General features: G+C 40.0%; 12 protein-coding genes. 7 read left to right on the plus strand and 5 right to left on the minus strand.

Annotation, left to right across the window (positions count from 1 at the left end; translation table 11 throughout):
• Positions 1-561: 561 nt before the first annotated feature.
• From AC0L3Y_RS13285 to rlmM, 3 genes are all read left to right on the plus strand, one after another.
• Positions 562-1,662: a GGDEF domain-containing protein gene (locus AC0L3Y_RS13285; RefSeq protein WP_473464390.1), complete on the plus strand. Its 1,101-nt coding sequence runs from the start codon at positions 562-564 to the stop codon at positions 1,660-1,662.
• Between the two features lie 104 nt (positions 1,663-1,766).
• Positions 1,767-2,486, plus strand: a complete 720-nt coding sequence (locus AC0L3Y_RS13290) for a TIGR01621 family pseudouridine synthase (RefSeq protein WP_473464394.1) — start codon at positions 1,767-1,769, stop codon at positions 2,484-2,486.
• The gene (gene rlmM / locus AC0L3Y_RS13295) at positions 2,486-3,538 is read left to right on the plus strand and encodes a 23S rRNA (cytidine(2498)-2'-O)-methyltransferase RlmM (RefSeq protein ID WP_473464397.1); all 1,053 of its coding nucleotides are present in this window, start codon (positions 2,486-2,488) and stop codon (positions 3,536-3,538) included. Before AC0L3Y_RS13290 ends, rlmM begins: the two co-directional genes overlap by 1 nt.
• A gap of 120 nt (positions 3,539-3,658) precedes the next feature.
• Here rlmM and AC0L3Y_RS13300 read toward each other — a convergent pair whose 3' ends face one another.
• Both AC0L3Y_RS13300 and AC0L3Y_RS13305 read right to left on the minus strand, forming a co-directional pair.
• A complete protein-coding gene (locus AC0L3Y_RS13300; RefSeq protein ID WP_473464400.1) occupies positions 3,659-5,329 on the minus strand; it encodes a L,D-transpeptidase family protein in 1,671 nt (556 codons plus the stop codon).
• A 13-nt stretch (positions 5,330-5,342) separates the two neighbouring features.
• The gene (locus AC0L3Y_RS13305; RefSeq protein ID WP_473464404.1) at positions 5,343-5,615 is read right to left on the minus strand and encodes a YkgJ family cysteine cluster protein; all 273 of its coding nucleotides are present in this window, start codon (positions 5,613-5,615) and stop codon (positions 5,343-5,345) included.
• A 181-nt stretch (positions 5,616-5,796) separates the two neighbouring features.
• Between AC0L3Y_RS13305 and AC0L3Y_RS13310 the strand changes: the two genes are divergently transcribed.
• The gene (locus AC0L3Y_RS13310) at positions 5,797-7,035 is read left to right on the plus strand and encodes a response regulator (protein WP_473464409.1); all 1,239 of its coding nucleotides are present in this window, start codon (positions 5,797-5,799) and stop codon (positions 7,033-7,035) included.
• A gap of 87 nt (positions 7,036-7,122) precedes the next feature.
• Here AC0L3Y_RS13310 and gatB read toward each other — a convergent pair whose 3' ends face one another.
• Genes gatB through gatC form a run of 3 tightly spaced genes read right to left on the minus strand, consistent with a single transcriptional unit; the run spans position 7,123 to position 10,330 of the window.
• Complete coding sequence (gatB, locus tag AC0L3Y_RS13315; protein ID WP_473464413.1) at positions 7,123-8,568, minus strand: Asp-tRNA(Asn)/Glu-tRNA(Gln) amidotransferase subunit GatB; 1,446 nt, start codon at positions 8,566-8,568, stop codon at positions 7,123-7,125.
• A gap of 2 nt (positions 8,569-8,570) precedes the next feature.
• Complete coding sequence (gatA, locus tag AC0L3Y_RS13320) at positions 8,571-10,031, minus strand: Asp-tRNA(Asn)/Glu-tRNA(Gln) amidotransferase subunit GatA (protein WP_473464417.1); 1,461 nt, start codon at positions 10,029-10,031, stop codon at positions 8,571-8,573.
• 11 nt (positions 10,032-10,042) lie between these two features.
• Positions 10,043-10,330, minus strand: coding sequence for an Asp-tRNA(Asn)/Glu-tRNA(Gln) amidotransferase subunit GatC (gatC, locus tag AC0L3Y_RS13325; protein WP_473464422.1), 288 nt, complete (start codon positions 10,328-10,330; stop codon positions 10,043-10,045).
• A 236-nt stretch (positions 10,331-10,566) separates the two neighbouring features.
• Here gatC and AC0L3Y_RS13330 point away from each other — a divergent pair, with 236 nt between their 5' ends.
• From AC0L3Y_RS13330 to mreD, 3 genes are all read left to right on the plus strand, one after another.
• Positions 10,567-11,610: a rod shape-determining protein gene (locus tag AC0L3Y_RS13330; protein ID WP_473464427.1), complete on the plus strand. Its 1,044-nt coding sequence runs from the start codon at positions 10,567-10,569 to the stop codon at positions 11,608-11,610.
• Positions 11,611-11,680: 70 nt separating this feature from the next.
• Positions 11,681-12,460, plus strand: coding sequence for a rod shape-determining protein MreC (mreC, locus tag AC0L3Y_RS13335; protein ID WP_473470628.1), 780 nt, complete (start codon positions 11,681-11,683; stop codon positions 12,458-12,460).
• Entirely contained in the window at positions 12,460-12,933 is a 474-nt protein-coding gene (gene mreD / locus AC0L3Y_RS13340) for a rod shape-determining protein MreD (protein ID WP_473464431.1), read from the plus strand. The genes mreC and mreD overlap by 1 nt, the downstream gene beginning before the upstream one ends.
• The last annotated feature ends 11 nt before the right edge of the window (positions 12,934-12,944 follow it).

Raw genomic sequence — 12,944 nt, forward strand, 5'->3', positions numbered from 1 at the left:
GAAATAGTTTAATTTTTATTGTTCTAAACTGAAATAATCGCCTATTTAATGATGGATATACTCCATAAAATATGGATTGCACCATTTTAATTCCTCACCAATCTGTTCTGTTCTGTTTTGGTGCGAAAGATGCTTTATTGACCGATTAGTTAATGTTTTTTTATCTTTTATTTAAGATACAATTGTTATAATCAATATCCATGCCAATGCATGATAGATTTTTCAGTTTTGATTACTTTGCTTACTTTATTAGGGGGCGTAGGATACGAGAACTGAGTGCTCTTGTCTCTAGGGACGGTGAGAACAAATTTGTTTGCTTACAGTGAGTGGCGTAAATCTATTATTTGAAGCGAGCGCTAAATGTAAACGTACGCCTGTCGTTGAATTGGTTGTGTGCTTCTATTGAGGATTATTTAGTTACTACTTCAAGAAAGATCTCTCTGTGTCTGAATTGATAGAAAAATTGAGTAGAATTCGGTAGAATCCTGAAGAAATATATTTCATAAAAATTCATATTGCATTAAATGCATCGCTATGTATTTGATTTTAATTAGGAATGTCGTGTTTTCTTCAATAAAAAATCTAATAGAAAAATCACTTAACCTTGGTTTTGTCGATGAGTTCGATAATGACTTGAATCAAAAGCATGTAGTGAATTTTTCTTATTTATTGTTTTGTGCCAGCTCGCTGTTGATGCTTTCTATATTTTCTTTTCGTCAATTTTTTTCTGTTATTACCCTTATTTTATTCTTGGGATTTATTTTGGGGCTCATAGGGCTGCGTTATAACTATATTGGGCTATTTACTCGTGCTCAATTATTAATGCCAATTATCAAAATTATATCAGTTTCTATTTTAAGTCTATTCTACTTTGGTGCTGATAGTGGTTACCACTGGCTTCTTGTTAGTGTAATTGCCTATGGTGTTATTGTGTTTAGGGTTGATCAACGTCCTATTAAATATTTGATTGTTGTGAGTTCGGTTGTTTTGTTTTTAGTTTGCGAATTTGTAGACTTAAAAGGCTTTTATCTATCCGATCGACATCAAAGAATTGTGGTGAGCTTGGTATTTCTATCTGTAGCTTTTGATTTTGCCATTATGATTAACTTAGTTATGAGTCGTTTAAAGGCAGTAAATCGACATTTACGAACTTTGGCCGAAAAAGATGAGCTTACAGGGTTGCCTAATCGTCGTAAGGTTTTGGCGGATGCCGTTAATACGTTTGCTGACTCTATAATGAATGGAGAGTCTTGTGTTTTTGGTATTGTAGATCTAGATCACTTCAAAAAAATCAATGATACATTTGGTCATGAGGCTGGAGATTTAGTCTTGAGACAAGTTTCTACTATGATGGATTCAGCCATAAGGCCAAAAGATGAAATTGGCCGTTATGGTGGTGAAGAATTTATTGTCATTATGCCTGATACTAATTTAAAGCAGGCAAAAGTGGTGATGGAGAAGATCAGAAGTTCTGTTGAAGATATGTTTATAGAGACAGAGCAAGGGATTGTGATTCCCGTTACAGTTAGTGCTGGTTTAGCCGCTATTACACCAAGTATTTCTCGTTATGAGGAAATATTGGCTCAAGCGGATAAATGTTTATATTTGGCCAAAAGAAGTGGGCGTAATCGAATCGCTGTGCAATCTGACCTAGAAAATTAAAATATATTTGTTTCTTTATATTGACATATGAGTTGTCCACTTTCTCTGTGGATAAGCTTGTTGGCTAATCCATTTTCCCTTTATTTATTCGTAACGAGGTAGGTTTGCTCAAGATATTATTTCGTTGTGATGATTATTGGATTCTTGATAAACCTGCAGGTATGAGTTTTCATGCAGAGGCTGTAGAGCTTGGTGTGATGCAGACTCTATTAATTTCCTACCCCAACCATACTTTTTTTCCTGTACATCGTTTGGATAAAATGACTTCTGGCTTGTTGATTGTTGCCTGTCATGCTCATGCAGCCTCTTTATTTGGAAAAATGTTTGAGGCGCATGCTATGGAAAAGCGTTATTTGGCTTTATCCAACCGTAAACCGAAGAAAAAGCAAGGAACTGTATCTGGTGGAATGATACCGAGTAGGAGAGGTCAGTGGAAACTGACTCAAGAAAAAGAAAATTTTGCGATGACCCAGTTCTTTTCTGCTTCTTTTGGTGAAAATAGGGTTTTTATCATTAGGCCTTTAACTGGTAAAACCCATCAGATACGAGTTGCACTGAAAAGTATAGGTGCGCCTATTTTAGGTGATGCTAGATACGGTGGTGAAATATCTGATAGAGGTTATCTGCATGCTTATTCTATAGAGTTTGAATGGGGTGGAGAGACGCAAAAATATCTTTGTCCTCCGGCTTTAGGTGAATGTTTTTCATCCGAATTGTCTGATTTTGTGGTTACTCATTTTGATGAGTTGCTATTGAAATGGCCTTTTAAAAAGGTAATTAATGTAACTCAGCATCCGTTAGCTCGGACTGGGAAGGAAATTTAATGAAGAATGTATTGGTATACTGTCGTCAAGGTTTTGAAAAAGATTGTGCGGCAGAGCTATCAGAAGTTGCTAGCAATAAAGGTTTTTATGGTTATGCGTCAGTAGTGCCTGATGCGGGTTATATTGTTTATAACTTTGATCAGGCGGATGCGGGTGAATTGCTAATTCAGCAATTGACATTTAATCGCCTTATTTTTGCTCGGCAGATTATTGCCGTAAATGATGTTATTGAGTTAGAGCCAGGTGAGCGTGTAGAGTCTTTGCTTGAAGCCGCTAGGGCTTTGCCTTTAGCGGAAGAGATTTGGATTGAAACGGCAGATACTAATGAAGCAAAGTCTTTGTCTGGGTTGATTAAAAAGCTTGATAAACCGTTAAAAGAAGGATGGAAGAAATCAGGTGTATTGCGCAATAAAGCTATTGGTGTAAGGCATCATGTTTTCATGTTAAGTGGGGAGGCTGCTTATTTAGGAGTATCTTATGCGGCTTGTCGTAGTGAGTTTCCTATGGGGATTCGCCGTTTACGTTTCCCAGCTGCTGGCCCGAGTCGATCAACTTTAAAACTTGAAGAGGCTTTCTTGCAATTTGTTCCGGAGCAAACGCTTGAAGCAGATTTGATCGAAGGTATGACGGCTGTTGATTTGGGGGCGGCTCCAGGTGGTTGGACTTATCAGTTTGTTAAAAAAGGCATCCATGTTATTGCTATTGATAATGGTCCAATGCAAAAAGAATTGATGTCTACAGGGTTGGTGGAGCATGAGAAAGCTGATGGCTTTAAATACGAGCCACCTTATACCGTAGATTGGTTGGTGTGTGACATGGTCGAGCGGCCAATTAAAGTTTCTGAGTTGATGGCTAAGTGGTTGGCGAGTGGCTGGACACGACGCGCGATCTTTAATTTAAAATTGCCCATGAAGAAACGTTACCAAGAAGTAACTCTATGTTTGCAAACAATGGATGATTTATTGAAGAAAGCAGGTGTGGGATATAGTTATCAAGTTAAGCACCTTTATCATGATCGTGAAGAAATTACGGTTTGTATTATGGTTAAGTAATGCAATTATTGAATGCTTTTTTGTTCTATTTTTGCATAAAATAGTTGAATAAATAGAATGGAAAGCCCTATAAATTGAGATTTATGGGGCTTTTTACTTTATATAGAAAGGCGTTATTAGCTAAATGGAGTCTCTTGCCTTGAAAGGTTGGTATCCCATAGCTTCTTCCATCAAGGAGTCTCTTTCATAAATATCATTACGGAATTCAGGCATTCCGTTTGAATTAGCAACAGCTGTGAAATAGATTAGATAAACAGGTATGTAAGTTGGTAGCGAAATAACTGAATTACTATCTTCTTTTAGCGTTTTTTTCATTTCATTGAATTGCTTACTTCCCTTGGTTATCTTCTGTGCAAATTCCGCAGGGTTCTCTAATCGTACGCAGCCCGAACTGAAGGCTCTATCAGATTGCCTGAATAGGTGTTTCGCAGGTGTGTCGTGCAAATAAATTTCATTCTTGTTAGGGAACATAAATTTATATTGGCCCAGTGCATTACCTTCATCTGGTGTTTGCTCAAAACGATAGCGCATTTTGCTTTCGTCTACGGCTTTCCAGTTAATTTGCGTTGAGTCTAGCTCTTTTGCACCAATGCTCCAGCTAGAAAAAACTTTGTAACCATGTTTGACCAAGTAATTTGGATCGGCTTGTAATTTTGGCAATAAATTTTCTCTGGCTATACGATGAGGTACACGCCAGGTTGGGTTGGTGACCATGTAGGTCATCAGGCCTTTAAACACAGGTGTTTTGCGCTCTGGTGTGCCTATGATAGCTTTCATTGAAGTAACTTCGCCATTCAAATGCATATCTACAGTGTAGTTTGTTAAATCAACCCAGACGCGGTTTGCTTCTAGCTCGCTAGGTAACCAGCGCCATCTTTCAAGATTGTAGGCTATTTGTTTGGCTCTAGTCTCGAGTGAGACATTAAGCATTTCTATTGTTTGTGAGCCAGCTGAACCATCTGCAGATAAATGGTGGCGGCGTTGAAAGCGCTTGAGGGCATCTTTTAAACGAATATCAAATTGCTCTTCGTTAATTTTTCGAGTAGAGAAGCGAATATCTCCAAGTTGAACAAGACGTGCTCTTAATTGTGCAACTCGTGGACCTTCGTCACCGGCTTTTAAAAGTTCGCCAGGAGTAACAAATATGTCGTTCTCTTTTTTAGCTAAATCTTGGTAATAGACTAACCACTTTTGAAGGATTTGATATTGCGGACTACGAGGTGCTAGTAGTTGGAGGTAGTTCACCATATCTGTTGCTGAATCAAGGTGGAGTAAATCTCGCCAGTTGTTATTTGGTGCATCTAACTGCCAATTAGGGTCGATAAGCTGTGGCTCGTAGCGACCATTGCTTAAGTCGTGGGCATAACTAGCTAGTGCAATAGTAGCAATAACATCCATTTCAGCTAATTGTTGTGGGGTTGGATTTTTAAGCTCTAAATATTCCTTGATAATCTCTGCATGATAATGGATTGGACTTAAGCCATGGGTATAAGATTGTTCAAGAATGTCGACTAATTTATAGATCGACATGTTAAGTTTTTTATTTTTTATCCAAATCGGGTCGTAACCGCGTGCTTCATAGGCGCTAAGTACACTGTTATTTGGAAGAGCTTGACCTGCGACAGGTGTGAAAGCGCTTAATGTGAGTGAAACTTGCTCTTTTACGCTGCTTTCTATTTGAGACTCGCTTGGTGGTTCAACAATAAATTGTTTGCTCGAGTTGGATGTGGAGCAGGCGCTAAGTGTTAAGCTGACACAGAGTAGTAAAAGTAATCGCTTCGCCGATATCATGGATGTTCCTTGTTTATGAGCTTTTTGCATTGGTTGTGCATGTGTAATCTTCTAGAAAAGCCAAAATGGTTATAGCTTCTTCTTTATTTTTTCCGCAAATATATTCTTCAGGCATAAAGTTTTTGCATACTTTAGGTCGAGATGGATCTCCAAATATGGCGCAGCTAAAATCACTGAGCAGTTGTATGCAGGGGTCTCCAGCTGGTTTTCCATTTGGCATCCCAGGTATTGGAGATGAAATAGAAGGTGCTGTGCAGCATGCGCCACAATTTGGTCTGCATTGCATAGTTGACAACCTTGTATAGTGTCAGTGAGTATAAATAAAATATTACGCTTAATGTATGACTTATTTATAAAATAACATCCCAACTGACTATTTTAGAGTATCGTAATCATGGGTCATAGGGGATAATCAAAAAATGCACATAAAAAGTTAAAGATACTGTTTTCAATATAAGGTTTTGCTAATGAATATAGAGCGAAAGATATTAGTGGTTGAAGACAGCCCAGTGGTTTTAAAGGTTCTCAAGCATTTACTGTCTCAAAATTCGACTTTTGTTCCCGTGTTGTGCGCGTGTTATCAGGAAGCAGAAGATAAGTTAAAAATTGCGAAAGAAAAGTATTTTGCAGCTATTGTCGATTTAAACTTGCCTGATGCCGAAAATGGTGAAATTGTTGATCTTGTGCTGTCTTATAAGGTTCCTTGTGTCGTATTGACCAGCAGTATAGATGATACCTTGCGGCTTAGCCTTTTAAATAAAGGTGTTTTGGATTACATCACTAAGGATAGTCGCTACTCTTTTAATCACGTTATCAAGGTTGTTGAGCGCCTTAGTAAAAACCAAGATATAAAAGTATTGGTTGCAGAGGATTCTTCGACGAGCCGGCTTTTTATTAAAATATTACTTGAGCAGTACCGTTTTAATGTAGTTGAGGCTGTTGATGGTCAAGAGGCATTAGCAAAGTTGGAGTCGGACCCTGAAATTCGAATGCTTATTACTGATCATAATATGCCTTTAGTGAATGGTTATGATTTGGTTCGCATGCTTCGTTATAACTCTCGTTTTCAAAATTTAGTTATTATTGGTCTTTCTGCTGAAGGTGATAACACCTTATCTGCTAAGTTTATTAAGGCTGGAGCAAATGATTTTTTAAAAAAGCCTTTTTACCATGAAGAGTTTCATTGTCGAGTTATTCATAATTTAGAAGCTCAAGAGATGCTTGAAACAATAAAAGATTTGGCTAATATCGACTCTTTGACTCAGCTAAAAAATAGACGTTATTTATTTGATGAGGGCGAACGTTTTTTTCGTAAACACTCCCCTAATGTAGCGTTAGCAATGTTAGATCTAGATGGCTTTAAACGTATCAATGATACTTATGGTCATATCGTTGGTGATCAGCTACTAGAGGCTATTGGTGCAGAAATAAGATCTTCGTTTCCAGGTGTTTTGGCTTGTCGCTTCGGTGGGGAGGAGTTCTGTATTGTCACTAATATGGGGGAGCGCGAATTTAAAGACATGTTAAATGCTTTTCTTGTCAAAATACGCGCAAAAGAATTAACAGAAGCTAAGATACTTATCACTTGTAGTGTTGGTATCTGTTCTCGGTCGATAGGCTCTATTGAGGATGCTATTCGAGTGGCAGATGTCAATCTTTATGAGGCAAAACGTTTAGGACGAGATCAGATAGTTTCAGATTCTTAATAATATGGTGGTTTTAGTTTAAAAAAATCCGCTGAGCTGTGAGTAGCTTAGCGGATTTTTTGTTTCTTATATCTAGAATGAAAAATTCTAACCCTTTAACATTTTAGCGAGTATTGGATTAACTAATCCTGGGTTTGCTTTACCCTGAGACGCTTTCATTACTTGCCCAACAAAGAAGCCAATCATTTTTTTCTGTTTATCTTCATCTGCTGCGCGGTATTGCTCAACTTGTGCTGCGTTTGCATCCAATATTGTTTGGATCATGGCTTCAATGGCACCGGTATCGGTTACTTGTTTTAAACCTTTAGATTCAATAATATCGTCTGCCGAGCCTTCGCCTTCCCACATTGCTTGAAAAACATCTTTGGCTGTTTTTCCGTTAATTGTGTTGTCTTTAATGCGAATAAGTAGTTGACCAAATTCTTTGGCGTTAACGGGAGCATTTTCTATTTCTAGTTGTTCTTGATTGAGTAACTTGCTTAATTCACCCATTACCCAATTGGCTGTTAATTTTGCGTCATTGACTATAGCATTTGCATTTTCAAAGTAGTCTGCTAGTGGGCGAGTAGAGGAAAGGACATGTGCATCATATTCACTTAACTTGTATTCGCTTTCAAAGCGTTCAGCTTTTTGGCTAGGAAGCTCGGGAAGACTTGCTTTGATCTCGTCTACATAGTCTTGCGTCAGAACGATTGGCAGTAGATCCGGGCAAGGGAAGTAGCGGTAGTCATTGGCGTCTTCTTTAGAGCGCATGCTACGAGTTTCGTTTTTCTCTGGATCATACAGGCGCGTTTCCTGAATGATTCTTCCACCATCTTCTAGAATATCAGCTTGACGCTCAATCTCGGTGTAAATTGCTTTTTCAATAAAACGGAATGAGTTGACGTTTTTAATCTCTGTACGAGTTCCGTATTCTTTTTGTCCTTTTGGTCGCAATGATAGGTTGATATCACAGCGCATTGAGCCTTCGGCCATGTTTCCATCGCAGATGCCAAGATATGTCACGATAGAGTGAATCATTTTAACGTAAGCCACAGCTTCTTTTGCAGAACGAATGTCTGGCTCTGATACAATTTCAAGTAGTGGTGTGCTAGAGCGGTTTAGATCTATCCCTGTCATGCCTTGAAAGTCTTCATGTAGAGATTTGCCTGCATCTTCTTCAAGGTGAGCGCGAGTGATGCCTATTCGAGATGTGGTTCCGTCTTCCAGTGTGACATCAAGGTGGCCGATGCCAACGATAGGGTGGTCCATCTGGCTGGTTTGGTAGCCTTTTGGTAGATCGGGGTAAAAATAATTTTTACGCGCAAAAACCGATGTCATGCCTATTTCTGCATTAATCGCGTGACCAAACATAACCGCCATTCTCAATGCTTCTTTATTGAATACGGGTAAAGAGCCTGGCATGCCTAAATCGACTAAAGTAGTTTGAGTATTTGGTTCTGCGCCAAAACCAACGGCTGCACCAGAGAATAACTTTGATTTTGTGGTGAGTTGAGTGTGAATCTCAAGACCAATAACGACTTCCCAGTTCATGTTTATGCTCCTTTTGCCATTGTTGGTGATTGTAGGTGCCAGTCAGTGTGTTGTTGATACTGATGCGCTACGTTAAGTAGCTTGGCTTCGGCAAAATAGTCGCCCATTACTTGAAGACCAACAGGCATGCCATCAACAAAACCAGCTGGAACGGACATGGCTGGAATGCCAGCAAGATTCACAGATAGTGTGTAGATGTCTTCTAAATACATAGCGACTGGGTCGCTTGTCTTGCTGCCAAGGTCAAATGCTGTTGTTGGGGCGACTGGGCCCATAATCACGTCAACTTCGCTAAGCGCTTTAACAAAATCTTCTTTTATTAGTCGACGGATTTTTTGAGCTTTCAGGTAATAAGCGTCGTAGTAGCCTTCAGAAAGCGCGTAAGTTCCGACCATGATTCGCTTTTGTACTTCAGAACCAAAGCCTTCGGCACGAGAGCGCGTGTACATATCTAGCAAGTCTTTTGGGTCGTCACAGCGATGACCAAATCGTACACCATCAAAGCGAGATAGATTTGATGATGCTTCAGATGGCGCAATGACATAATAAGAAGGAATGCTAAGTTGCAAGTTTGGCAATGAGATCTCTTTTACTGTCGCTCCAAGTTTTTCGAACTCTTTAACGGCGGCCATAATGACATCCGCTACTTTCGAGTCTAGGCCATCACCAAAATATTCTTTTGGTAGGCCGATTTTTAAGCCTGTAAGAGGAGCGTTTATGTTCGCAAGATAATCGTCATTCTGGGTTTCTGATGACGTTGAGTCTTTTTCGTCAAAGCCAGCCATGGCTTGCATTAAATGTGCGCAATCTTCGGCGCTCTTTGCCATTGGGCCGCCCTGATCTAAGCTAGAAGCATAAGCAATCATACCAAAACGAGAGACTCGGCCATAAGTCGGCTTTAGTCCTGTGATTCCGCAGAAAGAGGCGGGTTGGCGAATAGAACCGCCTGTATCTGTGCCAGTTGCTGCAACAGCAAGCCCAGCGGCAATTGCCGCCGCAGAGCCGCCCGATGATCCACCTGGAACTGTGTTTAGGTTCCAAGGGTTTTTAACTGCACCGTAAAAGCTATTCTCATTAGAGGAGCCCATGGCAAATTCGTCCATGTTGGTTTTACCCAGCATGACCGCGCCAGCCTGCTGAATACGACTCGTAACCGTGGATTCATAAGGAGGAACGAAATTATTGAGCATTTTTGATCCGCAAGTTGTCAAAGTACCTTCAGTGCAGAAAAGATCTTTATGAGCAATTGGGATTCCCGTTAAACTGGTGCCTTTTCCGCTTTGTAGTAAAATGTCAGCAGCGGCGGCTTGTTTTAGCGCCAATTGTTCAGTAACTGTAATATAGCTGTTTAGTTGAGGGTCAAGTTTTGTAATACGGTCTAAAAAATGGCGTGTTAATTCAACGCTAGAAATGTCTTTGTCGCGCAGTTGTTGCGCTAATGTCGAGATACTTTGTTCAAACATGCCTGTCTCTCTTAATCGATCACTTTCGGTACTAGGAAAAGACCAGCTTCGGTCTGAGGGGCGTTCGCTAGGAAGGCGTCACGACGGTTTTCTTCGGTTACTACGTCGTCTCTTAGTCTCTGCGTCATTTCAAGTGGATTGGATAGTGGTTCTACACCATCTGTGTTCACTGATTGCATTTGCTCGACTAATGATAAAACACTGGATAAAGAGTGTTGGTATTGATCGGCATCTTCCTCTGTGAGGGCGAGGCGAGCCAAGTGTGCAATCTTTTGCACGTCTTGTTTGTCTATGGACATGTTCCACCTGATTTTTTGATTGTCATGAAATGGTTAGTATTGTATATGTTCATTCACGGCCTATAAAGCTAACAGCGTGAAAAACCTAACTTATTTTGAGAATATTCTAAAAAAGCAGCAAAGAATGAAAAACATAGGAAGTTTTTTTAGATTTACGTTGAATCAACTTGCCCAATGGGCAAGTGATTGATACATTTTGTTACTGTTCGTATCGTATTATCAGGGTGTAAGAATTCATGTTTAAGAAAATCAGGGGAATGTTTTCAAGTGATTTGTCCATTGACTTAGGGACGGCAAATACCCTTATTTACGTTCGCGACCGCGGAATTGTGCTTGATGAGCCTTCTGTGGTAGCCATTCGTCATAATGGAAATCAAAAAACAGTAGCGTCGGTTGGCTCGGATGCAAAGCGTATGCTTGGTCGTACTCCGGGTAATATTACGGCGATTAGACCAATGAAAGACGGTGTTATTGCCGATTTTCACGTAACAGAAAAAATGTTGCAGTACTTTATTTCTAAAGTACATGAAAATAGTTTTTTAAAGCCAAGTCCTCGAGTATTGGTTTGTGTACCTTGCAAATCCACTCAAGTTGAACGACGTGCAATTAAAGAGTCTGCTTTAGGTGCTGGTGCGCGTGAAGTGTATATCATTGAAGAACCTATGGCGGCGGCTATTGGTGCAGGACTTCCTGTCGCTGAAGCTTCAGGTTCAATGGTTATCGATATCGGTGGTGGTACTACTGAAATCGCGATTATTTCTTTAAATGGTATTGTGACTTCTGAATCTATTCGTGTCGGTGGTGACCGCTTTGATGAAGCCATTACAACTTATGTTCGTCGCCAATATGGGAGTTTGATTGGTGATGCAACGGCAGAACGTATTAAGACTGAGATCGGTATGGCTTACCATACAGGCGAAGAGTTACAAATCGATGTTCGCGGTCGTAATTTAGCTGAAGGTATTCCTCGTTCATTTGTTTTGAGTAGCACGGAAATATTAGAAGCTTTGCAGGAGCCATTGGCTCAAATAGTTCAAGCTATCAAAGGTGTTCTTGAGCAGTCTCCACCAGAACTCGCAGCAGATATTGGTGAAACTGGTTTAGTCTTAACCGGTGGCGGTGCTTTATTACGTGAGATTGATCGTTTAATTAGCGAAGAAACAGGTTTACCTGTAATTATTGCTGATGACCCTCTTACTTGTGTGGCTCGTGGTGGCGGTATGGCATTAGAATTAATGGATAGACATGCTTCTGAACTTTTTACTGCAGATAATGAGTAAAGGTTAGGGGTATACCATTAATAAATCGCTTCAATTCGGCGGCAAGGTTTCCAGTACTCGGTTTGTTGTACTGGTTATTGTTTCTGTTGCAATGATTTTTGCAGATGTTCGGTATTCAACCTTTTCACAAGTAAGGCCATATTTGACCTTGCTTGTAGCGCCTATACAAATTGTGGTGAATACACCTCAAAAAGTCTTGTATTGGGCTGGTGAACACCTTGCTAGCAGAGAAGGCTTGGTTGCTGAGAACCAAGCCTTGCAATCTGAGATTTTGTTACTACGCAGTCGGCAGCAATTACTCGACTCTCTACAAGCTGAGAATGTTCGCTTACGGGAGCTGCTTGACGCTTCTCAGCGTGTTGATGAGAAAATTGTTATGGCTGAGGTGATTGGCTTTGATCAAAATGCTTACAGCCATAAATTGATGATAGATAAAGGTTTTTCTTCTGGGGCTTATGTTGGTCAACCAGTTTTGGATGCGACTGGCGTTTTAGGTCAAGTTGTTGAAACTGCCGCTTATAGTAGCCGAGTGTTGTTAATCGCAGATGCCAGTCACTTTGTTCCTGTTCAGTTGTCTCGTACTGGTTTTCGAGGCATTTTGCGAGGAACAGGAAGTCTAAAAGTAATGGAGTTGATGAGTGTACCTCGATCTGTTGATATTAAGAAAGGGGATGTATTGACGACTTCAGGACTTGATAACCGTTTTCCAAGTGGCTATCCGGTTGGTGTAGTGCGAAGTGTTAGGCATACGCAAGGCAAATCTTATGCTGATGTTGATGTTGTGCCATTAGCTCAGCTAGGTCGTAGTCGACACGTTATGTTAATTGACAAGTCAAAAGCAGACCGATAATGAAACCTATAGTTGTATTTTCTATTACTTTACTTACTGCTTTAATGCTAGAAGCCGTTCCTTTTCCTGAAGAGCTTGTCTGGTTCCGTCCTGAATGGGCTTTGTTAGTTATTCTATATTGGGTTATTGCTTTGCCATATAGAGTTGGTGTTGGCTTTGCTTGGTTTTTAGGTTTGATGGTTGATTTGCTACAAGGTGGGATTGTTGGTCAGCACTCTCTTACTTATGTAATTATTGCCTATACTTGTGCTGTTTTTTATCAACGACTAAGAATGTATCATCCTTGGCAACAAGCTTTTTTTGTCGGTGTGCTAGTGAGTGTAAATCAGCTTGTAGATTTCTGGGTTGACCACTATCTTGGTTATGCAGAGCCTACTTTGATGATCTTTATGCCGGCTGTTATTACAGGACTGTTATGGCCTTGGTCTTTTATTATTTTACGTAGTGTTCGTCGTATGTACGCAATTCGTTAAGTCCTGCTTTA

The sequence above is a fragment of the Marinomonas sp. GJ51-14 genome (genome assembly GCF_055808695.1).

What these genes read in the sequence shown, in the direction of transcription:
- rlmM (WP_473464397.1), top strand. Translation starts at nt 2,486, where the DNA reads ATGAAGAATGTATTGGTATACTGTCGTCAAGGTTTTGAAAAAGATTGT.
- AC0L3Y_RS13300 (WP_473464400.1), bottom strand. Translation starts at nt 5,329, where the DNA reads ATGATATCGGCGAAGCGATTACTTTTACTACTCTGTGTCAGCTTAACA.
- AC0L3Y_RS13305 (WP_473464404.1), bottom strand. Translation starts at nt 5,615, where the DNA reads ATGCAATGCAGACCAAATTGTGGCGCATGCTGCACAGCACCTTCTATT.
- AC0L3Y_RS13310 (WP_473464409.1), top strand. Translation starts at nt 5,797, where the DNA reads ATGAATATAGAGCGAAAGATATTAGTGGTTGAAGACAGCCCAGTGGTT.
- gatB (WP_473464413.1), bottom strand. Translation starts at nt 8,568, where the DNA reads ATGAACTGGGAAGTCGTTATTGGTCTTGAGATTCACACTCAACTCACC.
- gatA (WP_473464417.1), bottom strand. Translation starts at nt 10,031, where the DNA reads ATGTTTGAACAAAGTATCTCGACATTAGCGCAACAACTGCGCGACAAA.
- gatC (WP_473464422.1), bottom strand. Translation starts at nt 10,330, where the DNA reads ATGTCCATAGACAAACAAGACGTGCAAAAGATTGCACACTTGGCTCGC.
- AC0L3Y_RS13330 (WP_473464427.1), top strand. Translation starts at nt 10,567, where the DNA reads ATGTTTAAGAAAATCAGGGGAATGTTTTCAAGTGATTTGTCCATTGAC.
- mreD (WP_473464431.1), top strand. Translation starts at nt 12,460, where the DNA reads ATGAAACCTATAGTTGTATTTTCTATTACTTTACTTACTGCTTTAATG.